General features: G+C 63.4%; 18 protein-coding genes and 1 pseudogene. 11 read left to right on the plus strand and 8 right to left on the minus strand.

Translation table 11 applies throughout. The annotated features are described in order from the left end of the window. Positions 1 to 4 precede the first annotated feature (4 nt). Positions 5 to 1,801: a thiamine pyrophosphate-requiring protein gene (locus AWB75_RS28820; protein ID WP_061127421.1), complete on the minus strand. Its 1,797-nt coding sequence runs from the start codon at positions 1,799 to 1,801 to the stop codon at positions 5 to 7. 188 nt (positions 1,802 to 1,989) lie between these two features. On the opposite strand from AWB75_RS28820, the gene AWB75_RS28825 reads away from it, so the two are divergent. The 3 genes from AWB75_RS28825 (at position 1,990) to AWB75_RS38240 (ending at position 4,899) form a co-directional block, all read left to right on the plus strand. Further along, positions 1,990 to 2,694, plus strand: a complete 705-nt coding sequence (locus tag AWB75_RS28825) for an MgtC/SapB family protein (RefSeq protein WP_061127422.1) — start codon at positions 1,990 to 1,992, stop codon at positions 2,692 to 2,694. 714 nt (positions 2,695 to 3,408) lie between these two features. After that, entirely contained in the window at positions 3,409 to 4,680 is a 1,272-nt protein-coding gene (locus AWB75_RS28835; protein ID WP_061127446.1) for an MFS transporter, read from the plus strand. Positions 4,681 to 4,740: 60 nt separating this feature from the next. Continuing rightward, complete coding sequence (locus AWB75_RS38240; protein ID WP_200823049.1) at positions 4,741 to 4,899, plus strand: hypothetical protein; 159 nt, start codon at positions 4,741 to 4,743, stop codon at positions 4,897 to 4,899. A gap of 11 nt (positions 4,900 to 4,910) precedes the next feature. On the opposite strand, the gene AWB75_RS28840 is transcribed toward AWB75_RS38240, so the two are convergent. The 4 genes from AWB75_RS28840 to metE form a co-directional block, all read right to left on the minus strand. Beyond that, positions 4,911 to 5,129 (minus strand): hypothetical protein, encoded by a 219-nt coding sequence (locus AWB75_RS28840; RefSeq protein WP_061127424.1) that lies wholly within the window; start codon positions 5,127 to 5,129, stop codon positions 4,911 to 4,913. Between the two features lie 20 nt (positions 5,130 to 5,149). Continuing rightward, entirely contained in the window at positions 5,150 to 5,428 is a 279-nt protein-coding gene (locus AWB75_RS28845) for a hypothetical protein (protein ID WP_061127425.1), read from the minus strand. Next, complete coding sequence (locus AWB75_RS28850) at positions 5,425 to 5,631, minus strand: hypothetical protein (protein WP_061127426.1); 207 nt, start codon at positions 5,629 to 5,631, stop codon at positions 5,425 to 5,427. The genes AWB75_RS28845 and AWB75_RS28850 overlap by 4 nt, the downstream gene beginning before the upstream one ends. 264 nt (positions 5,632 to 5,895) lie before the next feature. Beyond that, complete coding sequence (gene metE / locus AWB75_RS28855; protein WP_061127427.1) at positions 5,896 to 8,205, minus strand: 5-methyltetrahydropteroyltriglutamate--homocysteine S-methyltransferase; 2,310 nt, start codon at positions 8,203 to 8,205, stop codon at positions 5,896 to 5,898. A 113-nt stretch (positions 8,206 to 8,318) separates the two neighbouring features. Here metE and AWB75_RS28860 point away from each other — a divergent pair, with 113 nt between their 5' ends. Continuing rightward, a complete protein-coding gene (locus AWB75_RS28860) occupies positions 8,319 to 9,227 on the plus strand; it encodes a LysR family transcriptional regulator (protein WP_061127447.1) in 909 nt (302 codons plus the stop codon). A 3-nt stretch (positions 9,228 to 9,230) separates the two neighbouring features. On the opposite strand, the gene AWB75_RS28865 is transcribed toward AWB75_RS28860, so the two are convergent. Further along, positions 9,231 to 11,360, minus strand: a complete 2,130-nt coding sequence (locus tag AWB75_RS28865; protein WP_061127428.1) for an ATP-binding protein — start codon at positions 11,358 to 11,360, stop codon at positions 9,231 to 9,233. A gap of 226 nt (positions 11,361 to 11,586) precedes the next feature. Here AWB75_RS28865 and AWB75_RS28870 point away from each other — a divergent pair, with 226 nt between their 5' ends. The 6 genes from AWB75_RS28870 to AWB75_RS28895 all read left to right on the plus strand — a co-directional run bounded on the left by AWB75_RS28870 (position 11,587) and on the right by AWB75_RS28895 (position 18,927). Further along, a complete protein-coding gene (locus tag AWB75_RS28870; RefSeq protein WP_061127429.1) occupies positions 11,587 to 12,120 on the plus strand; it encodes a DUF4142 domain-containing protein in 534 nt (177 codons plus the stop codon). Between the two features lie 43 nt (positions 12,121 to 12,163). Further along, a complete protein-coding gene (locus AWB75_RS28875; RefSeq protein ID WP_061127430.1) occupies positions 12,164 to 12,532 on the plus strand; it encodes a DUF1801 domain-containing protein in 369 nt (122 codons plus the stop codon). Positions 12,533 to 12,750: 218 nt separating this feature from the next. Then, on the plus strand, positions 12,751 to 14,934 hold the full coding sequence (locus AWB75_RS28880; protein WP_061127431.1) for a TonB-dependent siderophore receptor: 2,184 nt from the start codon (positions 12,751 to 12,753) through the stop codon (positions 14,932 to 14,934). A gap of 150 nt (positions 14,935 to 15,084) precedes the next feature. Further along, on the plus strand, positions 15,085 to 16,101 hold the full coding sequence (locus AWB75_RS28885) for an ABC transporter substrate-binding protein (RefSeq protein ID WP_061127432.1): 1,017 nt from the start codon (positions 15,085 to 15,087) through the stop codon (positions 16,099 to 16,101). A 35-nt stretch (positions 16,102 to 16,136) separates the two neighbouring features. Further along, on the plus strand, positions 16,137 to 17,084 hold the full coding sequence (locus tag AWB75_RS28890) for a TauD/TfdA dioxygenase family protein (protein ID WP_061127433.1): 948 nt from the start codon (positions 16,137 to 16,139) through the stop codon (positions 17,082 to 17,084). Between the two features lie 259 nt (positions 17,085 to 17,343). Further along, on the plus strand, positions 17,344 to 18,927 hold the full coding sequence (locus AWB75_RS28895) for an alanine/glycine:cation symporter family protein (protein ID WP_061127434.1): 1,584 nt from the start codon (positions 17,344 to 17,346) through the stop codon (positions 18,925 to 18,927). Here the strand turns inward: AWB75_RS28895 and AWB75_RS28900 are convergent. Both AWB75_RS28900 and AWB75_RS28905 read right to left on the minus strand, forming a co-directional pair. Next, entirely contained in the window at positions 18,924 to 19,667 is a 744-nt protein-coding gene (locus AWB75_RS28900) for a carbonic anhydrase family protein (RefSeq protein ID WP_061127435.1), read from the minus strand. The two genes, AWB75_RS28895 and AWB75_RS28900, sit on opposite strands and share 4 nt — an antisense overlap. Positions 19,668 to 19,779: 112 nt before the next feature. Further along, positions 19,780 to 20,676 carry a LysR family transcriptional regulator gene (locus AWB75_RS28905; protein ID WP_061127436.1) on the minus strand — a complete coding sequence of 299 codons (897 nt, stop codon included), beginning with the start codon at positions 20,674 to 20,676 and terminating at the stop codon, positions 19,780 to 19,782. A gap of 216 nt (positions 20,677 to 20,892) precedes the next feature. Here AWB75_RS28905 and AWB75_RS38835 point away from each other — a divergent pair. Beyond that, positions 20,893 to 20,984: pseudogene (locus AWB75_RS38835) on the plus strand (succinate dehydrogenase, cytochrome b556 subunit); the annotation flags it as partial.

Here is a 20,984-nt window from a genome sequence, read left to right on the forward strand (position 1 = left end):
CATCCTACGTGTCCTTGTGCCCCGGCAACACCGCGCCGAGCACCTGCTTCGCCGTATCGACGATCACATTGCCCTGATTCGGATCGCCCTTCATGAGCGTGGCCGCGAACGCCTTCGCCTGCTGTAGCGTGATGTGCGGCGGCAGCGGCGGCACGTTCGGGTCGGCCTTCACTTCGATCACGACAGGACGATCCGCTGCGAGTGCTTCGTCCCACACGGCGGCCATGCGCTCGGCGTCATCGACATAAAAACCCTTCAGGCCGATCAGCTCCGCGAACTTGTGATACGGCACCGACGGAATATCCTGCGATGCCTCGAACTTCGGATCGCCTTCCATCACGCGCTGCTCCCACGTGACCTGATTCAGATCCTCGTTGTTCAGCACCATGCAGATCCAGCGCGGATCGGACCACTGCTTCCAGTATTTCGCGACCGTGATGAGCTCGGCCATGTTGTTCATCTGCATCGCGCCATCGCCGACGAGCGCGATCACCGGCCGCTCGGGATAGGCGAACTTCGCCGCGATCGCATAGGGCACGGCCGCGCCCATCGATGCAAGCCCGCCCGAGAGCGAGCACAGCATGCCGCGTTTGACCTTGAGATCGCGCGCGTACCAGTTCGCGACCGAGCCCGAATCGCTCGTGACGATCGCATTCGCGGGCACGCGCGGCGACAGCTCCCACACGGTGCGCTGCGGATTCACGCCGGCCTTCGCGGGCTCGATCGCGCGTTTTTCGAGCTTCTTCCACCAGTCCGCGAGCCAGCCTTCGATGTCCTCGCGCCATGCGCGATCGGCTTTCTGTTGCAGCAACGGCAGCAGCGCGCGCAAGGTTTCGGCGCTGTCGCCGACGAGATTCACTTCCATCGGATAGCGGATCGACAGCATGTCCGCCTTGATGTCGATCTGCACGCCGCGCGCCGCGCCTTCCTTCGGCAGGAACTCCGAGTAGGGAAAGCCCGAGCCGATCATCAGCAGCGTGTCGCATCCGGTCATCAGCTTGTAGCTCGGCTCGGTGCCGAGCAGGCCGATCGAGCCGGTGACGAAGGGCAGATCGTCGGGCAACGCGCCCTTGCCGAGCAGCGCTTTCGCGACGCCCGCGCCCAGCTTCTCCGCGACGGCGATGACTTCATCGGTCGCCTGCAGCGCGCCCGCGCCGACCAGGATCGCGACCTTCTTGCCCGCGTTGAGCACGTCGGCGGCTTGCTGCAGGTCGTCGGCATAAGGCACGGTCTTCGGCGCGCGATAACCCACGCCCGAATGCAGCGTGCCGTGCTTGCGGCCCGGCGGCTCGTATTCGAGGTCCTGGAGATCGTTGGGCAACACGACCGCCGTGACCTTGCGTTCCGACAGCGCGATACGCACCGCGCGATCGACGAGGTGAGGGATCTGCGCGGGGACGCTCGCCTGCTGCACGAACGCGCCGGCGACGTCCTTGAACATCGCGGGGAGATCGACTTCCTGCTGATAGTGGCCGCCGAGCGCCGCACGCGCCTGCTGGCCGGTGATCGCGAGCACGGGCATGTGATCGAGGCGCGCATCGTAAAGACCGGTGATGAGATGCGCCGCGCCGGGGCCCGACGTCGCGATGCACACGCCCAGCCCGCCCGTGAACTTCGCATGCGCGGAGGCCATGAAGGCGGCCATCTCTTCGTGGCGCGCCTGAATGAATTCGATCTTGCCCTTCGCGCGGCTGAGCGCGCCGAACACGCCGTTGATGCCGTCGCCGGGATAACCGTAGATGCGGCGCACGCCCCACGCGTGCAGACGGTCGACCAGAAAATCGCCGACGGTGTTAGCCATGATGAAAGTCTCCGGAATTCGTTTCGAAAGAAATGAGCGCCCGCGGAGCCTTATGGGACAAGCGAAGCGGCGCGCCATGCACAGGATCTGCGCAACGCATGTGCCGCGTGCCGCGAGACAGGCAGGATCGACACTTGCTAGACGCTCGTGCAAAGGGATGAACGCAGGATGAACGCAGGACCCTAACGATGGCGCAAATGCCTCTCACGCTCGAATGGCCGGATGTCTGCATTCGAATTTCGCTGGCGGTGCTGGCCGGCATCCTGATCGGTTACAACCGGGGCGAAGCGGGCAAGGACGCCGGATTGCGCACGACCTTGCTCGTCTGTCTTGCCGCGTGCCTCGCGATGCTGCTGACGAACGCGCTGTTGGGGCAGGCGGGCAAGACATCGGATTCATTCATTCAACTGGATGTGATGCGTCTGCCGCTCGGGATACTGTCGGGCGTGGGCTTCATTGGCGCGGGTGCGATCCTTCGCAAGGACGGCCTCGTCAAAGGACTGACGACAGCGGCCACGCTGTGGTTCGTGACGGTCGTCGGCCTGTGCTTTGGCGCGGGCCAGCTCGGCCTCGGCATCGCGGGACTCGTGCTGGGCATCGCCGTGCTGTGGTTGATGAAGGCCGTCGAAAGCCGTATGTCCTGCGAGATGCACGCAGAACTACGCGTGACTTATGAACGAAGCACATTCTCGCGAGCGACGCTCACGGATTCGATGCGCGCATCCGGATGCCGGCTCACCAGCGTGGCGGGATCGGCGAAAGGAACGGACCACTTGGAAGAGCGCTTCGAAGTGCGCTGGCATAGCCCGCCCGACGCGCAGCACGTGCCCCCGTTCAACGAGTCGGCGATGGCAGCGGGCGCTCTGGAATCCGAGTGGAGCATCGTGCGATGAACGACGCGTTTTTATCGGCGCGATTCATACATGTTCGAAAGGCTCGTGCAAAGGACTATTGGATCGGCACGCGCTTTGACGTATAAATCAAGTACCATCGTTGATGGGTGACATCAGGAGTGCAAATGCTGATTAGGTGTGTGGCGTGCAACAAGCTGATTTATTCCGATGATGCACTCGAGGACGACACTTGCCCGGCATGCGGTTCCACGGAGACAGTGCATATCGCGATGGGTTTTATCTTCGATCAGGCGGTGAACGTGCCGGAGCAATCGGCTTGGCCCCCGGAACGGCGCGACGCCGCCGAATCGATTCGCAGGAAACCTTAGAGTTGTCCGCGATGGCGTGATTGAAACGCATGCTTCTTTCCGCTGGTTTCCTGCTTTGAATGTGCGCTTGCTTTCCCCTCTCGAAGCGCATGATTGCCCGCCCTGACCGGCGGGCTTTTTATTTCCGCGAGCGCAACGGACCGCGCCCGCCCGACCACGCGAACGTGAACGCGGAAAAGGGCGTGAGCATGTGTAAGCAACGCTTTCCGTTGATTACGCGCGGCGGGTGCGGCTCCTACGGCGAACGGAAAGGTCAGCGCGGAACACGTCTTGCTAGGCCTACGCGACGATGTCGTTCCGATCGGCATAGAGCGCAAAATACTATGGATGTCGAAGCAAATTCGACGTGAAACCCGGCGTGCAGGTCGCGCCTCAACTCGCACTTATGCAAATACACAATGTAAAGGCGACCCGTCCGCTGCTCGCCGTAAGCTTCTTCGCGGCGGATGTGCAAGCGGGCGTCGGCCCGTTTCTCGGCATCTACCTGCAATCTCACGGCTGGACGACGGACCGCATCGGCACCGTGCTGACCATTGGGGGCATCGTCGGCATGCTGGTTACGACGCCCGCGGGCGCGCTCGTCGATGCGACCTCGCGCCGGCGCACCGTCGTCGCGGCAGCGAGCGCGCTGTCGATCGTCTCGGCGATCATCATCTGGCTGTTCCACGGCTTCTGGTCCGTCACGCTCTCGCAGATCGCCACGGCCATCGCGGGCGCGACGATGGGCCCGGCGCTCGCCGGTCTCACGCTCGGCATCGTCGGACGGCAGAATTTCGACCGCCAATACGGGCGCAATCAGGTGGCGAATCATGCGGGCAACATCGCGGCGGCGGCGCTCTCGGGCTGGCTCGGCGCGTGGCTCGGCATGCCATATATCTTCGCGTTGAGCGCGGCCTTCGGCGCGGGCTGCATCCTCACGGCGCTGTGGATTCCGCCAGGCTCGGTGCATCGGCATTACGCGCGCGGCATCGCGAAAGACGATGCCGACGACGCCTCCGATATCCGCGCCGACGCCCTGCGCGTGCTGTTGCGCAATCGTTCGCTGCTCGTGCTGTCGGCGGCGCTCGCGGCATTCAATCTCGGCAATTCGGCGATGCTGCCGCTCTACAGTCTCGCGGTTGCATCGACGCACGCCGCCGATCCGAGTCACGTGACGGCCGCCAATATCGTCATTTCGCAGATCGTCATGCTGGTCGCGGCGGCCTATGCGAGCCGCGCGATCCGCCGCTTCGGTTTCTGGTGGATCATCCTCGCCACGCTAGCGACGTTGCCGTTGCGCGCCGTCACGGCGGCGTTCGTCCCGCCGGCGTGGGGCATCGTGCCGGTGCAGGTGTTCGACGGCATCGGCGCGGGATTTCAGAGCGTCGCGGTGCCCGCGCTCGTCGTGCATCTGCTGCACGGAAGCGGCCGCGTGAATCTGGGGCAGGGCGCGGTGCTGGGCGTCGAGGCGGCGGGCGCGTGCCTGAGCCCCATGCTCGGCGGCTGGATCGCGCATCGCTACGGCTTTCCGGCCGCGTTCGTGGCGCTCGGAAGCCTGTCGGTCGTGTCGCTCGCGATCTGGGTCGGTTATGGACAGCGCGTGCGGGAGGCGCTCGACACGCGGCGCGACGAGCTCGGCAAGCTGGCCGACGTGGGTTCCTCGACGTTATTGCCCTGACTGCGATGGCGGCACGCGGAATGCGGGCTTCACAGTGCCCGACACATACCGGAGAAGAGGATGATTCCCGACGCCTGCCAGCGCATGCAAAGACCGATCCCCGACGTCGACCCCGATCCGGCGCCGCCGCCCGATGGCGATCCCGATTCCGTTCCGCCGGACGGCACGCCGCGTCCTATCGGCGATCCGCCCGACCGCGCGCCTCCAGAGTACGTCTGAGCATCGCGCATTCACTGCGGCGAGTCGCCGGGGGGCAGCGCGTCGGCCTTCGCGTTCGCGTGGGTCTTCGCGGCTTCCATCGCCATGTCGAAGCTCTCGACCGGGCGGTCGCGCATTTCGGTGAAGCCGTCGGCGTCGATCGTATAGGCCCAGGTGCATCGACCGGTCGGATCGTGATCGATGGTGATCTCGACGTTGTGCCCGTTGCGAACGTAAGTCTCGGTTGCCATGATGTGCCTCTCGGTGTGGTTCACGACATGCCCGCGCCGCGCAGGCGCTTGACGGCGAGAATTGCTGCGGCGGGCACGTGCACGGCGCCGAAGCCCAGCACGAACACGAGCCATGCGGGTATCGGCAAGTCGAGCGTGGATGCACCCATTGCGCCGAACGCGAGCGCCACCACGATCAGCACGAAGTGCGCGGTGCGGCGCTTGCCCGTGCCGCGCGTGAAGCTGGGAATTTCGTAGTGCGCGTAGCAGACGATCGCGCCCATCAGCGCCGCCGCGACGATGGCCTGCCACGGAATCACGGTTTGTTCGATCCGGGCGGCACGGGGTTCTTTTCCTGCGACGACGGCAACGCGTTTTCCGATGCCTCGTGGCCGCGCCTGGTGCGCGCGTCGAGTTCGGCTTGCTTCGTGTCCTGCGAGGGCGGCGGCGCGGATTCGTCGCGGCCCACGGGTTCGTCCATGTCGTCGGCGGTGGCGTGCGGCACGGGCTTGTCCTGCTGCATGATGGCCTCCGGAAATGCGTGAAGCGGCGCGCGAGACGCACGCCTGCATGTCGTGCGGAGCAAGCGCCGGTCCCGGTCGACGCCTGATGCGCGCAGCGCCGTCAGCCCGCGCGAGGCATCCGCCGCGACCCGGCCGCAAGCGCGGCGAACGCGAGCACTACTCGGCATATCGCAGATCGGCGCGAATGAAACCGGCTTTCACGACGCGCTGCAACGCGCCGACGTCGCGCTTTATCGTGCGAAGGTGGCGGGGGCGCAACAAGCTCACTGCGTCAGTGATGAACCGAGTGACTGACGCAGCGTGCGCGCCGCCGCGACCATGTTGCGCAGCGCGGGAATCACTTCATCCCATTGACGCGTCTTGAGCCCGCAGTCGGGATTGACCCACAGGCGTTGGCCGGGAATGCGCTCCGCCGCTTTCGTCATCAGATCGACGATATGCGCTTCGCTCGGGATATTGGGCGAGTGGATGTCGTACACGCCCGGCCCGATCTGATTCGGATAGCGGAAGTCGTCGAAGGCGTCGAGCAGCTCCATGTCCGAGCGCGATGTCTCGATCGTGATGACGTCGGCATCCATGTCCGCGATCGACGCGATGATGTCGTTGAACTCCGAATAGCACATGTGCGTGTGAATCTGCGTTTCGTCGCGCACGCCGTTCGCCGCGATACGGAACGCTTCCACCGCCCAGCGCAGATACGCGCTCCATTGCGAGCGGCGCAACGGCAGGCCTTCGCGCAAGGCGGCTTCATCGATTTGAATGACGCGCACGCCGGCCTTTTCCAGATCGAGCACTTCCTCGCGGATCGCGAGCGCGAGTTGCTGGCACGACACCGAGCGCGGTTGATCGTCGCGCACGAACGACCAGTTCAGGATCGTGACGGGGCCGGTGAGCATGCCCTTCATCGGCTTCTTCGTTTGCGATTGCGCGTAGCGAATCCATTCGACGGTCATCGCCTTCGGACGGCTGATATCGCCGAAGAGAATCGGCGGCTTCACGCAGCGCGAGCCGTACGACTGCACCCAGCCGAACTCGCTGAACGCATAGCCTTCGAGCTGTTCGCCGAAGTATTCGACCATGTCGTTGCGTTCGGCTTCGCCGTGCACGAGCACATCGAGGCCGAGCGCTTCCTGCTCTTTCACGGCGCGCGTGATTTCGCCTTGCATCGCGGTCCTGTAGCTCGCGGCATCGAGTTCGCCCTTTCTGAACTGGCTGCGCGCATGACGGATCTCGCTGGTTTGCGGGAACGAGCCGATGGTCGTCGTCGGATACGCGGGCAGGTCGAGCATCGCGGCCTGCTTCGTGGCGCGTTGCGGATAGGCGCTCGCGCGTTCGCCGAGCGCGGCGTCGATCTTCGCGAGCGCCGCCTTCACCGCCGGATCATGCACACGCGATGGCGTGCGGCGGCTTTCGATCGCCGCTGCGTTGTGCGCGAGCGCATCGGCCACCGATGCGCGGCCTTCGTTCAACGCGCGCGCGAGCACATGCAGTTCATCGAGCTTTTGCAGCGCGAAGGCGAGCCACGATTGGATATCGGCGTCGAGCTTCGTCTCGCTCGACAGATCGACGGGCGCATGCAGCAGCGAGCACGACGGCGCGATCCACAAGCGGTTGCCGAGCGACGCGCGCAGCGGTTCGAGCCAGTCGAGCGCTGCGTTCAGATCCGTCTTCCAGACATTGCGGCCGTTGATCGCGCCGACGGACAGCACCGATGCATCCGGCAGCAACGAAGCCGCCGCGGCCACTTCGTCGCGCGCGTTGATCGCATCGATATGCAGGCCATCCACCGGCAGCTTGCACACGAGTTCGAGGTTCTCCTGCAACGGGCCGAAGTAAGTCGCGAGCAAGAGGCGCACGCGGCGCGCCGAAAGCGCATCGTAGGCGGTGACGAAGGCGTCGCGCCACGGCGCATCGAGTTCGGTGACGAGCGCGGGTTCATCGATCTGCACCCACTCCACGCCGAGCGCGGCGAAATGATCGAGCAGCGCGGCGTAGACGGGCAAGAGGCGCGGCAGCAGCGCGAGCTTGTCGGAATCGTCCTTCGCCTTGCCGAGCCACAGATACGTCACCGGTCCGATGATGACGGGCTTCGCGTTCACACCGAGCGCGCGAGCTTCGCCGAGTTGCCCGACGAGACGCGACGTATCGAGGCTGAACTGCGTCGCCGCATCGAACTCGGGGACGATGTAGTGGTAGTTGGTGTCGAACCACTTCGTCATTTCGCCTGCCGCCACGCCGCCGCAGCACGCGGCGTGCGCTTCGGCGTCTTGCGCCGAACGTCCGCGCGCGACGCGGAAGGCGTTGTCGAGCGCATCGCCATGAAAGCCGCGCACGCGCCCGGGCAGATTGCCGAGCGTGAAGCTCATGTCGAGCACCTGATCGTAGAACGCGAAGTCTCCGACGGGCACGAGATCGAGGCGCGCCTGATCCTTCCAGTGCCGCGCGCGCAACTGCGCGCCGACGTCCTTCAGTTCATCGCGTGAAGACTGGTTTTTCCAGTAGCTTTCGAGGGCGAACTTCAGTTCGCGTTGCGCGCCGATGCGCGGAAAACCCAGGTTGTGTGTCGTGACCATCGTGTGCCGTCTCTGTCGAAGTTGGAGATATGAACGCGATGATAGAATTTTCGATGCATGAATAAAAATGGTTTGATTTCATGCTTCGATCAATTTTATTCATGGAGATTCCGATGCTGGAACGCGCGCATCTGATGGTGGTGCGGGAAGTGGAACGGCAAGGCTCGCTGACCGCCGCCGCCGAGGTGCTGAATCTCACGCAGTCCGCATTGAGCCATACCGTCAAGAAGCTGGAGCAGCAACTGGGCACGCCGGTCTGGACGCGCGAAGGGCGCAGCATGCGGCTCACGCAGGCAGGTATGTATCTGCTCGGCCTCGCGAACCGGCTGCTGCCGCAGTTCGAACTGGCCGAAGCGCGCATGAAGCAGTACGCGCAAGGCGAACGCGGCACCTTGCGTATCGGCATGGAGTGTCATCCGTGCTATCAGTGGCTGCTCAAGGTCGTGTCGCCGTATCTCGCGCGCTGGCCCGATGTCGATGTCGACGTGAAGCAGCGCTTTCAGTTCGGCGGCATCGGGGCGCTGTTCGGCCATGATATCGACGTGCTCGTGACGCCCGATCCGCTCAAGAAGCCGGGCTTGCGCTTCACGCCGGTGTTCGACTACGAACAAGTGCTCGTCGTGCCGGAAGCGCATGCGCTCGCGAATGCGGCGCACGTCACGCCGGAGCAGGTCGCGCAGGAAGTGCTCATCACGTATCCGGTCGAAACGGATCGCCTCGACATCTACACGAAGTTCCTCACGCCCGCGAACGTCGTGCCGAGACGCCACAAGGTGATCGAGACGACGGACATCATGATGCAGATGGTGGCGAGCGGGCGCGGCGTCGCGGCGCTGCCGCGCTGGCTTGCCGAGGACTACGCGGACCGCATGCCGCTCGACGTGCTCAAGCTCGGCAAGAAGGGCATCGCGAAGCAGATCTTTTTAGGCACGCGCGAGGCGGATGCGGCGATCGACTATCTCGCGGCGTTCATCACGCTGGCGAAGAAAGCCGATGCCACGAAGGCGCGCATGTCCCGCTAACGGCTAACGTCGCGCGTCGAGCGCATGGCGGATCGTGCGCGCGAGGTCGTCGAACGTGAACGGCTTCTTCAGCAGCACGACGCCTTCATTGAGCCGCCCTTCGTGAAAGATGATGTCGCGCGTATAGCCCGATGCAAAGACCACGGTCGCGTTGTACGGCGGCGCGCTCGCGATCTTCGCCAGATCGTTCGCGCGGATGGTGCCGGGCATCACGACATCGCTGAACAGCAGATCGATGTCGCGGTTCGTCTGCAATACCGCGAGCGCCGAATCCGCGTCCTGCGCGGACAGCACCTTGTAGCCGAGCTGCGCGAGCATGTCGATGGTGGAGAGGCGCACGTCGGCGTCGTCCTCGACCACGAGCACGACTTCGCCGCCACGCGACGCCCGCGGCCGCGCGCCGTCCGCGCTCGCCGCTTCTGCTTGCCAGCAGCGCGGAAAATACAGCGCGACGGTCGTGCCTTTGCCGACTTGCGTCTGCACGTCGACGCAGCCCGAGCTTTGCGACACGAAGCCGAACACCATGCTCAGGCCGAGTCCCGTGCCCTGGCCTTCGGCTTTCGTCGAATAGAACGGCTCGAACATGCGGGCCTTCACGCTGTCCGGCATTCCCGCGCCGTCATCGGTCACGGCGAGGCGCACGTAATCGCCCGCGGGCAACGCGAGGCCGGTCGCGTGCCCATCGTCGTTGGACACATTCGCGACTTCGAGCCAGATGTTGCCGCCTTCGTGAATCGCATCGCGCGAATTGATGACGAGATTGAGCAGCGCGTTTTCCAGTTGATGGCGATCGACGAAGAGGTTCCACGCCTCGCCCGATACCGAGGTCGTGAGCTTGATCGATTCCGGCAGGGCGCGCTGCAGGAACTCGCAGATATCCGCGACGAGCTTCGCCGGATTGACGACGGCCGGATTGAGCGGCTGACGCCGCGCGAACGCGAGCATCTGCGACGCGAGCTTGCCGCCGCGCGCGACGGCTTCACTCATGACGTGCAGCCTGCGCGTGAGATCCGGCTTGTCGCGCGTGGCGAGGCCGATGAGTTGCAGGTTCGCGGAAATGATCTGCAACACGTTGTTGAAGTCGTGCGCGACGCCGCCCGTGAGATTGCCGATGGCTTCGAGCTTCTGCACCTGACGCAGCCGCTCCTCGGCTTCGACGCGCGCCGTGACCGCTTCGGCGACGCGCTCCTCGAGCGTCTGCGTGAGCTTGAGCAGCTTATCCTCGGCGATCTTGCGCTCGTGTATGTCGACCAGCACGCCGGGCAGGCGAACCGGCTTGTTCAGGCCGTCGAATTCGCAGCGTCCGCTCGACAGCGCCCAGCGATAGTGGCCTTCCGGCGCGCGCACGCGAAATTCGATTTCGTGGCGTCCGTCAACGTCGTCGAGCGCGCGGTTCATCGATGCCCGCACGCGTTCGGCATCTTCCGGATGGAGACTGTCCGCGAGCGTTTCGAAGAGCCAGGACTCGTCGGTTCGGCCTTGCAACCCGAGCGCCTTTACGAATCGTTCGTCGCCGCTGATGCGCCCGCTCGCCGGGTCCCACACCCAGGTGCCGAGCACGATGCCCGAACTGAGCGCGAGGTTCAGGCGCTCGTTCGCCTCGCGAAACGCGCGCTCGGCCGTATCGCGATGGCGTTCGGCGAGCACCTTGCCGGTGGTTTCGAGCACGATGGCGATCACGCCGGCCGGGTGCCCGTCGTCTTCGGCGACGGGGCTGTAATGCAGGTCCATCCACACGTCTTCGGGCTGGCCGTTGCGATGCAGCGTGAGGCGCTTGTCGGCGTAGGAGAGCGTCGCACCCGACACGCACGTGTCGACGACATTGCGATTGAAGGCCGCGATCTCCGGCCATCCTTCCTCGACGGGCTTGCCGAGCAGAAACGGATGACGCCCGCCGGCGAAGCCCGCATAGGCGTCGTTGTAGATCATCGTGCCGGGCCGGCCCCAAAGCATCACGAGCGGCACGGGTGAAGCAAGCATGAGCTGAACGGCGGCCCGCAGGCTCCTGGACCATCGGTCGATCGGTCCCATTGCCGTCTCCGACCAGTCGAAGCGGGCGATGCGCGAGGCCATTTCGCCGCGCCAGCCTTCGCAATGGAAGGATTCGTCCAGCCAGACCGTTTCGGGTTTCATAACGATGAAGTGTGATTGATTGCGCCGCGTAAGATGGTTTCAGCAATCGACGCACAGGCTGGCGCCATATCTTTGGACTGAAGGCTACATCTTAGTTCAAGCAAGACCCGGAACTCTATACGCGACGCGGCTTCGGCGGTGCTGAAAGGACGCAAGGCTTGCCATACGCACGCAGTGCGTCATCACGTGAAAATAGAGGCGGCTTGCCTTTGAACGGAGAACGCGGATGAAAAACGCATGCATCGTTGCGGTGCTGTTGTTCCTTGCATTGACGCGTCTTGCGCAAGCACAGGAGCGCCTCAGCGATGAACAAATGTTGGGCGTCGTCTTCGTCGCCAATCAGGCGGAAATGGCGGCCGGCAATCTCGCGTTGCGCAAGACGCGCTCATATAGCCTGCAGGTCTTCGCGCGACGCATCGTGTCGGAGCATGCGCAGGTCAATCAGGAGATCGCGACACTGACGCAAAGAGTCGGGACGCAGCCGCAGCGCAGCGCGACGAGCGACGCGCTGACGAAGCAAAGCGCCGCCGACCTCGCCGATCTCGACGACGCGAGCACGTATGACTTCGACGAAGCGTATCTCGACCGCGAGGTGCTCTTCCTGCAAAAGCTCGTCATTACGGTCGATGGCTATATCCGCACCGCGCGCAACGCGGACGTGCGGACCTTGCTGATCCGCTCGCGCCCGTCCTTCATTTTTCATCTGGATCAGGCGCACCGGCTGCAACTGACGATAGGCAGTCCGGGCCTCAGGCGCTGATGCCGCTGCGATATGATCGTCGTCGCTTATCTACGGAGATCATATGGACGCATCGCAACGCATCGACGAGTTGATTGCAGGCATCACCGACTGGCGCGGCGAGACCTTCGCCCAGGTGCGCAAGATCATCCTCGCGGCGGATGACGGGATCGTCGAGGAGTGGAAGTACATGGGCAGCCCGGTGTGGTATCGCGACGGCATGATCGCCGTGGCCAACGCACACAAGGGAAAGGTGAAGCTCACCTTCGCTCACGGCGCGCGTCTTGCCGATCCCGCAAAGCTCTTCAATGCAGGCCTCGAAGGCAACGCGCGGCGCGCGATCGATTTCTTCGAAGGCGACAAGATCGATGCGCGGGCACTGAAGAATCTCGTGCGCGCGGCCATCGAGTTCAATCGGTCCAAGTCGAAGTAGACCGCTCGCGATTGCGCGCTGTCCGGCGCGCAATCGCGAGCAAACGTTTGCCTTCCGCGAGCCCCTCCAGCCGTCCCGCTCCAGGTAGCGACGGTCCTGCCGTTTTCGGACCAAAACGCCTGAATCATTTCTTTACAAATACGAAACGTCCGGTCACAATCCCCAACGAAATAATAACGATTCGCATTTACGCGCGCCATGCAACAAGAGAAATAAGCATGAAATCAGGTGATATGAATCCGGTCGCCCTGCGGCCTATGAAGCTGGCTGCGCTGGTGCTGTTCGCCGTCGCGCCGCTCGCTTGCGCGCAGCCGGCGGACGCGCCGTTGGGGGCGTCGCAACCCGTGGACGCGGACAGCACGCTGCCCGCCGTCAAGGTGACCGCGCAGAACGAGGATCAACCTTATGGTCCGACCAAAGGCTATGTCGCGAAGGAATCGACTGCGCTGAAGAACAGCGCGTCGCTGCTCGAAACGCCGCAGTCCGTGTCGGTCGTCACGCGCGAGCAGATGGATCAGCAGAACGCGCAGACGCTCAACGCCGCCGTGCGCTATGTGTCGGGTGTGACGCCCGAAACGCGTGGCGGCATCGCGACGCGCTATGACCTGCTGAAGGTGCGCGGCTTCGACGCCGACAAGTACTGGAACGGTCTCAAGCTGCTCGACAACGCGTGGTACGCGGTGCCGCAACTCGATCCGTTCATGATGGAGCGCATCGAAGTGCTCAAGGGCCCGGTGTCGGTGCTCTACGGGCAGGCGGCGGCGGGCGGCCTGCTCGATCAGGAAAGCAGGCTGCCGACCGTCGTGCCGCTGCACGAAGTGGGCGTCGAGTTCGGCAACTACGCGCACAAGCAGGCCACGTTCGATTTCTCCGGCCCGATTGCGGGCGATCAGCGCTATCTGTATCGCATCACCGGTCTCGTGCGTTCGGAAGACGGACAGGTCGAATCGACGATGAACAAGCGCATCGCCATTGCGCCGTCGTTCACATGGCGCCCCGACAACAAGACCTCGCTCACGCTGTACGGCCTGTATCAGCACGATCCGCGCAGCACGTCGTATGGCAGCGTGCCGCCGCAAGGCACGGTGCTGTTCAACCCGAACGGCAAGCTGTCGAGCGATTTCTACGACGGCGATCACAACTTCGAGAGCTTCAATCGCGTGCAGGAAGCGATCGGCTACAAGTTCGACCGCAAGCTCAACAACGCGTGGACGTTCCGCTCGACCGGCCGCCTGATCCATCTCGCGCAGGACTACAAGAGCGTCTATGCGAGCGGGCTCGAAGACGATCTGCGCACGCTCGACCGCGGCACGGCGGCGTCGAAGGACAATCTCAACACGATCAGCTTCGACAATCAGCTCGAAGGCAATTTCTCGACGGGCTCGATCGAGCACGCGGTGCTGTTCGGCTTCGATTATCAGCATTACGCGAGCAACTTCGATGCAGGCTTCGGCGCCGCGCCGACGCTCGACATGTTCGCGCCGGACTACAACCAGGCGATCACGCCGCCGGACCGCTATCACCAGGTGTTGAGCGGCACGCAGTACGGCGTCTATGCGCAGGATCAGCTCCGCTGGGGCAACGTGATCCTCACGCTCGGCGGACGCGAAGACTGGGCGAGCAGCGATTCGAACAACACGACGTACAACATCGTCTCGCATCAGTTCGATCGCGCGTTCACGTGGCGCGCCGGTTTGTCGTACGTGTTCGACAGCGGCATCGCGCCGTACTTTAGCTATACCGAATCGTTCACGCCGCAGGCGGGCACTGACATCAGCGGCCAGCAGTTCTCGCCGGAGCGCGGGCGTCAGTATGAACTCGGCGTGAAGTTCGCACCGAAGGGCTACAACGCATTCTTCTCGGCCGCACTGTTCGATCTGACGCGCAAGAACCTGCTGACCGTCAATGCGGACAACCCGGCCTTCCAGACGGCGGCCGGCGAAGCGCGATCGCTCGGCGTCGAGCTCGAAGCGAAGGCGAGCCTCACGGATTCGCTGAACGTCACCGCGAGCTATACGTATCTGAACACGAAGTACACGAAGGACAACAGCGGTCTCGAAGGCAAGTTCCTGCTCGCGATTCCGCAGAATCAGGCTTCGTTGTGGGCGTATTACACCGTCAATCGCGGGCCGCTCGCCGGTCTCTCGATGGGCGCGGGCGGACGCTACACCGGCACGACGTACAGCAGCGACAACAGCTTCAAGGTGTCGAGCTTCTTCCTCGTGGATGCCGTGCTGCGCTACGACCTCGGCCGTGCGGCGGCGCAGTTGAAGGGCGCGGAGCTTTACGTGAACGCGCAGAACCTCTTAAACAAGGAATACGTTGCGTCGTGCTACTACGGCAGCTGGTGTGCGTTCGGGTATGGACGCCAGGTCTTCGCCGGCATGAACTATCACTGGTAAGCACGTTTCATTGCACTGCGTCTTCATGGCGCAGCGCATTCTTTCCGGCGCTTTATCGCGAACGAAGCTATCCGTATCGGGATTTCTTCGTTCGCGCGTGAGGAAGCGGCAAGTACATTGATTGCCTGCCGCTTCCCACGATATCCCCGCATGACGCCGACCTTTCCATTGCAGCGCTTCTTCGCCGTGCTCGCTTCGATCGCGGCATTCGCCTGGCCTTTGCAGACCGCGCACGCCGAAGGCAAGGTGAAGGTCGTCGATCAATACGGCATCGGCTCGCTGCTGCTCAAGGTGGCGAAGGACCAGAAGCTCATCGAGAAAGCGGGCGAGCGCGCGGGCCTCGATATCGACGTGCAATGGAATACGCTCTCGGGCGGCGCGGCCGTGAACGAGTCGTTGCTGTCGGGCGCGGCGGATATCGCGACCATCGGCATCGGGCCGTTGATGACGATCTGGGACCGCACGCGCGGGCATCAGGACTTTCGCGCGATCGCGGCGCAAAGCGCGGTGCCCGTGTATCTCGTGACGAACGATCCGCGCATTCGCAGCGTGAAGGATATCGGCGAAAAGGATCGCATCGCGGTAGTGTCGGTGGCCGTGTCGCAGCAGGGGCGGCTGTTGCAGATGGCTTCCGCGCAAGCTTACGGCGATGCCGACTATGCGCGTCTCGACCGCTTCGAAGTCAACATGCCGCACGCGGATGCGACCACTGCGATGCTGTCCGGCAACTCGGTCATCAATCTGCACTTCTCGAATGCGCCTTATCAGTATCAGGAACTCGAGAACCCGAAGATCCGCAAGGTGACGAGTTCGACCGAGATTCTCGGCGGGCCGTCGACGGGCAGCGTCGTCGTGACTTCGGACAAATGGCGCAAGGACAATCCGAAGACCTATGCCGCCGTGCGCGCTGCACTCGACGATGCGGCGAGGCTCGTCGAGAAGGACAAGGCGCAGGCCGCCGCCATCTACATCCGACAGGACGGCTCGAAGCTGTCGCCTGCGTTCGTCGAGCGCATTCTGAGCGACAAGGACACGAGCTTCACGACGACACCGCAAAACACGCTGCAACTCGGCACGTTCCTGCACAAGGTCGGTGTGATTCGACACGAGCCGAAGTCCTGGCGCGACTATTTTTTCGCCGACGACACCAACGCGCAGGGCAGTTAAGCGTTTTTATTTCCAATTGATAAGGAAACCGAATCATGAACGCAGCCGCCATCCAGCATGATGCAGATCTGACGGTCAATCCGCTTTCGGCGCATATCGGCGCGGAAATCAGCGGTGTCGATCTCACGCGCCCTTTGTCATCCGGGCAGGTCGAAGCGATCCGCGCCGCGTTGCTCGAATGGCGCGTGGTCTTCTTTCGCGAGCAGTTTCTGAGTCACGAGCAGCATGTCGCGTTCTCGGCGCAATTCGGCGCGCTCACGGTCGGGCATCCGGTGTTCGGTCATGTCGAAGGACATCCGGAAATCTATTCGATCTCGAAGTTCCGCAAGGCCACGCGCTTCGATGGCCCGTCGGTATTGCGGCCCTGGACCGGATGGCATACGGATGTCACCGCCGCCGTCAACCCGCCGTTCGCGTCGATTCTGCGCGGCGTGACGATTCCGCCCTATGGCGGCGACACGCAATGGACCAATCTCGTGACCGCTTACGAGAAGCTCTCCGCGCCGCTGCGCACTTTCGTCGACGGCTTGCGCGGCGTGCATCGCTTCGCGCCGCCGCAAGGCGCGAGCGGCACCGACGCGTTCACGAAAGCCGTCAGCGATCACACGCTGGTGAGCGAGCATCCGCTCGTGCGCGTGCATCCCGAGACCGGCGAGCGCGCGCTGTATGTGAGTCCGGGCTTCCTCAAGCACGTCGTGGGGCTTGCGCCGCGCGAGAGTCAGGTGTTGCTCGAACTGCTTTGGGAGCATGTCACGCGGCCGGAATTCACGGTGCGCTTCAAGTGGGAGCCGGGCAGCATCGCGTTCTGGGACAACCGCACGACCGCGCATCTCGCGCCCAGCGATATCTTCGATCTCGACTTCGATCGTCAGTTGTATCGCACGACGCTCGTCGGCGATGTGCCCGTGGGGCCGGACGGGCAGCAGTCGGTGGCGGTGCAGGGGACGCCCGTGGGCGCGGCGGCCGCGGTGGCTTTGAATTGACTTTTGATGACGCGGGCGCGTACGCATCGCGCCCAGCGTAGATCGCAACTAACGGTCTTTCCGCGCCGCCACAGCCTTCAGCTTTGCCATTGGCTATTAAGAGAATGGCTTGCCTGGACGACTCGCGCAGGCCCGTATAATCCCTCCCTTCCTGCGATTCCGTGCCCGCGCAGGCACACCCGCCAGCGTCGAATCGCTGGTTCATCCCTATTCCGAACGCCTGTTCAGGACAGGCCGAAGCACGAAAGGAACGCCCCGCGTGGAAAGTCTCTTCCAGTCCGTGAACGCATTGTTTGCCTTCATCGCGCCGATCTCGGATTTCTTGTGGGACTTCCCCACTAATTTCAAAGCCTGGTCGCGCATTCCCGTGCTCGGGCAGTTTTCGTTCGCGATTCTCTTGCTCGTCGGCGTGGGCATCCACTTCACGATCCGCACGCGTTTCATCCAGACGATGAACGTCGGCAAGATCGTGCGCATCATGTTGCGGCGCCAGACGTCGAAGACCGGCGTCAGCGCGCTCGCGTCGTTCATGCTCGGGCTCGCGATGCGCGCGGGGCCGGGCAATATCGTCGGCATCACGGGCGCGATCTCCGTCGGCGGGCCGGGCGCGCTGTTCTGGATGTGGGTCGCCGCGTTCTTCGGCATGGCCACGGCCTTCATGGAATCGACGCTCGCGCAACTCTTCAAGGAGAAGAAGCACGACGAGTTCGTCGGCGGCCTGCCGTTCTACGGGCGGCGCGTTCTCGGCGACAGGCGCATCGTCGGCACGTTCCTGTCGGTCGTGTTCATCGTCTATGCGCTTTTCAACGTGCCGCCGCAAACGTTCAACGTGTTCACCGCGATCGGCACCATCGCCGATACGGTGTCCGGCGCGCATCTCGCGCGACAGTCGACGGTGTACTACGTCATCGCGGCCGCGCTCGTCGCGGCGTGCGCGTTCATCATCATGGGCGGCATCCGGCGCGTGACTGCCTATACCGATGTGCTCGTGCCCATCAAGGCGGCGCTCTTCTGCCTGATGTCGCTCGTCATCATTCTCATCAATCTGCCGCTGATTCCGTACTTCTTTCACGAGGTGATCGTCGGTGCGTTCGCGCCGCATGCGCTCTTTGGCGGCGCGATCGGCACCGCGCTCGCGCAGGGCGTCAAGCGCGGGTTGATGTCGAACGAGGCGGGGCAGGGCACCATCACGATGGCCGCCGCCATCGCCGATAACGATCACCCGTGCGAGCAAGGCTTCGTGCAGAGTCTCGGCGTGTTCTTCGACACGATGGTCATCTGCACGATGACCGGCTTCATCGTCGTGATGGCGCATGTATGGACCGGAACCGTCGATGGCCAGGCGTGGGAATCGGTCAGGGCTTCGAAGATCACGGTCTATCTCGCATCGGTCGAAACGCTCGTGCCGGTCTCGGTCGCGCAGGTCGTGAAGATCGTGATGTGCGTGTGCTATGGCCTCTTCGCATTCACCACGCTGCTCGGCATGATTTCATTCGCGGAGATCTCGGCGAACTTCATTTCGCGCAGTCCGCGTTTCATCGCGGGCATTCGTGTCGTGGGCTCGCTCGTGTTCGTGCCGTTCGGCGCGCTCACCGTGCTGGCCGGACTCGAATTGCCGAATCTGTGGGCGCTGTCCGATCTGATGAACATCGTGATGGTGCTGCTCAACGTGCCGATCCTGCTCATCGGGCAACGTCTCGTGTACAAGGCGCTCGCGCATTACCGCGCGACACGCGGCGGACCGTTCGTATCGGAAGAGATCGGCGTGCGGACCGCGTATTGGTCGATGAAACGCGACGCCGTCGCGAAGCGGGAAGACGTTCGCGAGCGCGTCGAAAGTTAGGCGCTGAAAAACTCCACCGCGCCGGTGCTGATGTTGTACATCGCGCCGGCGATCTTGATCGCGTGCTGGCTTTCCATTTCGTTGAGCACCGTGCTGTCGCGGCGAATGTTCGCGAGCGTCAGTTCGACGTTCTTGCGCGCGACTTTATCGACGAATGCGTAATTGGTCGCGGTGCGCTCGCCATCGTATTGCGTGGCATCGACGGCCGGTTTGACGCGCGCAAGCAAGCCGGTGAGATTGCCCAGTTCGACGTTGGCGATCGCGCCTTTGATCGCGCCGCACGAAGTATGTCCCATCACGAGCACGACTTTCGCGCCCATCAGCCTGGTCGCGAATTCCATGCTGCCGAGAATGTCGGCGTTCTCGATATTGCCCGCGATGCGGCAATTGAAAATATCGCCGATGCCGAGATCCATGATGACTTCCGCGGGCGCGCGCGAGTCGATGCAACTGAGCAGCACAGCCGCCGGATACTGGCCTTTCGCGCTCGCTTTCTGTTCATTCAGGTAATTGCGCGGCTTGCGCTCGCCTTTCTGAAAGCGCTCGTTGCCGCGCTTCATCGCCTGAATGATCTGCTCGGGCGTCATGCCGTCGCGCTGCGCCTTGGTGAGCGCATCGGCGTGGGCGGGTATCGTAAGAAGAGACGGGAGGGCGAGTCCGGCGAAAGTCGCGGAGGCCGACTTGAGAAAACCCCGGCGGCAGGCAATGCAGTGCAGCGGATGCTTCGATTCTTCGCGCATGACCTCGCTCCTCGTTCTCGAAAGGATTGGGCCTTCTTGACGCTTCTGTTGCCAGCAGAAGTGTTCAACGGAAACGCGGCGAACGCAATGCGCGCTTCTTCTGATGACAATGTCACGCCGATGACGTAGCGACCCGCCGCGCGATTTCGAGAAAATTCGCGGTTTTGGCGGGCGTCGCGTCGATGCGCGATGCCAGCGCGAGACGAATCGTGATCGCGCTGCCGAAGGCGTCGGTGTACGCGACGCCATCGACCTGAATCTGGCACACGGACGCCGGCACGAGCGACACGCCGAATTCCGCCGCGACGAGATTCACGACTGACGAGAGCTGCGGCGCCTGCTGCCCGGCGACCGGCTCGAATCCCGCTTCGCGGCATGCACCGACGATGACGTCGTGCAAGGTCGGGCTCGCCTCGCGCGGCAGCATCACGAACGGATCGTCCGCGAGCGCGGCGAGCGGCACCTTGCGCTTTTTCGCGAGCTTGTGCGTGGCGGGCAGCACGATTTTCATCGGCTCGATGGCGATGTGATTGATCTGCACGCCGGCGGGCGACTGGCTGCCGAGACGAACGAAGGCCACGTCCACGCGGCCGGCGTCGAGATGCGCGAGCAGTTGCGCAGTGTTGCCTTCGGTGAGCGTGAGCGTGACGTTCGGATACGCCTGCCGGTACGAGCGAATGAGCTTCGAGACGACCGGATTGAACGCGGCCGATCCCGTGAAGCCGATATTGAGCTGCCCGATCTCGCCGCGCCCCGCGCTCTGCGCCTTTTCGACGGCGAGGCGCGCGTCGGTCATGAGACGCTTGGCGTCGACGGCGAACGCTTCGCCGGCTTCCGTGAGCACGACGCCGTGCCCCGTGCGCCGGAAGAGCCGCACGCCGATTTCGTCCTCCAGCGCGTGAATCTGCTGACTGAGCGGCGGCTGCCCGATGCCGAGCCGCTCGGCCGCGCGCGTCACGTTGCGCTCCTCGGCGACGGCCAGAAAATAGCGGATATGACGCAGCTCCATGCGATATCTATAAAAAGTATTTCAGATAGACGAGATAGATATTGGACAGTATATCAATCGCGCGACAAAATACCGCTATCGCGCAGTGCGCGGGCTAGAAACTTTTCCCCAATTACATCGCCGGTCGCTTTTCGAGCGAAACAGGCTGGACGAGTCGCGCGCCCGCGTCGTCTTTGATGGCGCGAATCGTCAATCAGATTGGGAAGGGGTCTAACCGTGGCTGATGCATTGAAAAAACCAAGGCCGGAATACCGAAACATCGGGATCGGCCAACTCGCGAAGTATCGCTTGCCGCTGGCAGGGAAGGT

The organism is Caballeronia catudaia (assembly GCF_001544755.2).
GTDB classification, from domain to species: Bacteria; Pseudomonadota; Gammaproteobacteria; order Burkholderiales; family Burkholderiaceae; genus Caballeronia; species Caballeronia catudaia.

Excerpts from the sequence above, each read along its gene's own strand:
- AWB75_RS28820 (WP_061127421.1), bottom strand. The coding sequence starts at position 1,801 with ATGGCTAACACCGTCGGCGATTTTCTGGTCGACCGTCTGCACGCGTGG.
- AWB75_RS28825 (WP_061127422.1), top strand. The coding sequence starts at position 1,990 with ATGGCGCAAATGCCTCTCACGCTCGAATGGCCGGATGTCTGCATTCGA.
- AWB75_RS28835 (WP_061127446.1), top strand. The coding sequence starts at position 3,409 with ATGCAAATACACAATGTAAAGGCGACCCGTCCGCTGCTCGCCGTAAGC.
- AWB75_RS38240 (WP_200823049.1), top strand. The coding sequence starts at position 4,741 with ATGATTCCCGACGCCTGCCAGCGCATGCAAAGACCGATCCCCGACGTC.
- AWB75_RS28840 (WP_061127424.1), bottom strand. The coding sequence starts at position 5,129 with ATGGCAACCGAGACTTACGTTCGCAACGGGCACAACGTCGAGATCACC.
- AWB75_RS28850 (WP_061127426.1), bottom strand. The coding sequence starts at position 5,631 with ATGCAGCAGGACAAGCCCGTGCCGCACGCCACCGCCGACGACATGGAC.
- metE (WP_061127427.1), bottom strand. The coding sequence starts at position 8,205 with ATGGTCACGACACACAACCTGGGTTTTCCGCGCATCGGCGCGCAACGC.
- AWB75_RS28860 (WP_061127447.1), top strand. The coding sequence starts at position 8,319 with ATGCTGGAACGCGCGCATCTGATGGTGGTGCGGGAAGTGGAACGGCAA.
- AWB75_RS28865 (WP_061127428.1), bottom strand. The coding sequence starts at position 11,360 with ATGAAACCCGAAACGGTCTGGCTGGACGAATCCTTCCATTGCGAAGGC.
- AWB75_RS28870 (WP_061127429.1), top strand. The coding sequence starts at position 11,587 with ATGAAAAACGCATGCATCGTTGCGGTGCTGTTGTTCCTTGCATTGACG.
- AWB75_RS28875 (WP_061127430.1), top strand. The coding sequence starts at position 12,164 with ATGGACGCATCGCAACGCATCGACGAGTTGATTGCAGGCATCACCGAC.
- AWB75_RS28880 (WP_061127431.1), top strand. The coding sequence starts at position 12,751 with ATGAAATCAGGTGATATGAATCCGGTCGCCCTGCGGCCTATGAAGCTG.
- AWB75_RS28885 (WP_061127432.1), top strand. The coding sequence starts at position 15,085 with ATGACGCCGACCTTTCCATTGCAGCGCTTCTTCGCCGTGCTCGCTTCG.
- AWB75_RS28890 (WP_061127433.1), top strand. The coding sequence starts at position 16,137 with ATGAACGCAGCCGCCATCCAGCATGATGCAGATCTGACGGTCAATCCG.
- AWB75_RS28900 (WP_061127435.1), bottom strand. The coding sequence starts at position 19,667 with ATGCGCGAAGAATCGAAGCATCCGCTGCACTGCATTGCCTGCCGCCGG.
- AWB75_RS28905 (WP_061127436.1), bottom strand. The coding sequence starts at position 20,676 with ATGGAGCTGCGTCATATCCGCTATTTTCTGGCCGTCGCCGAGGAGCGC.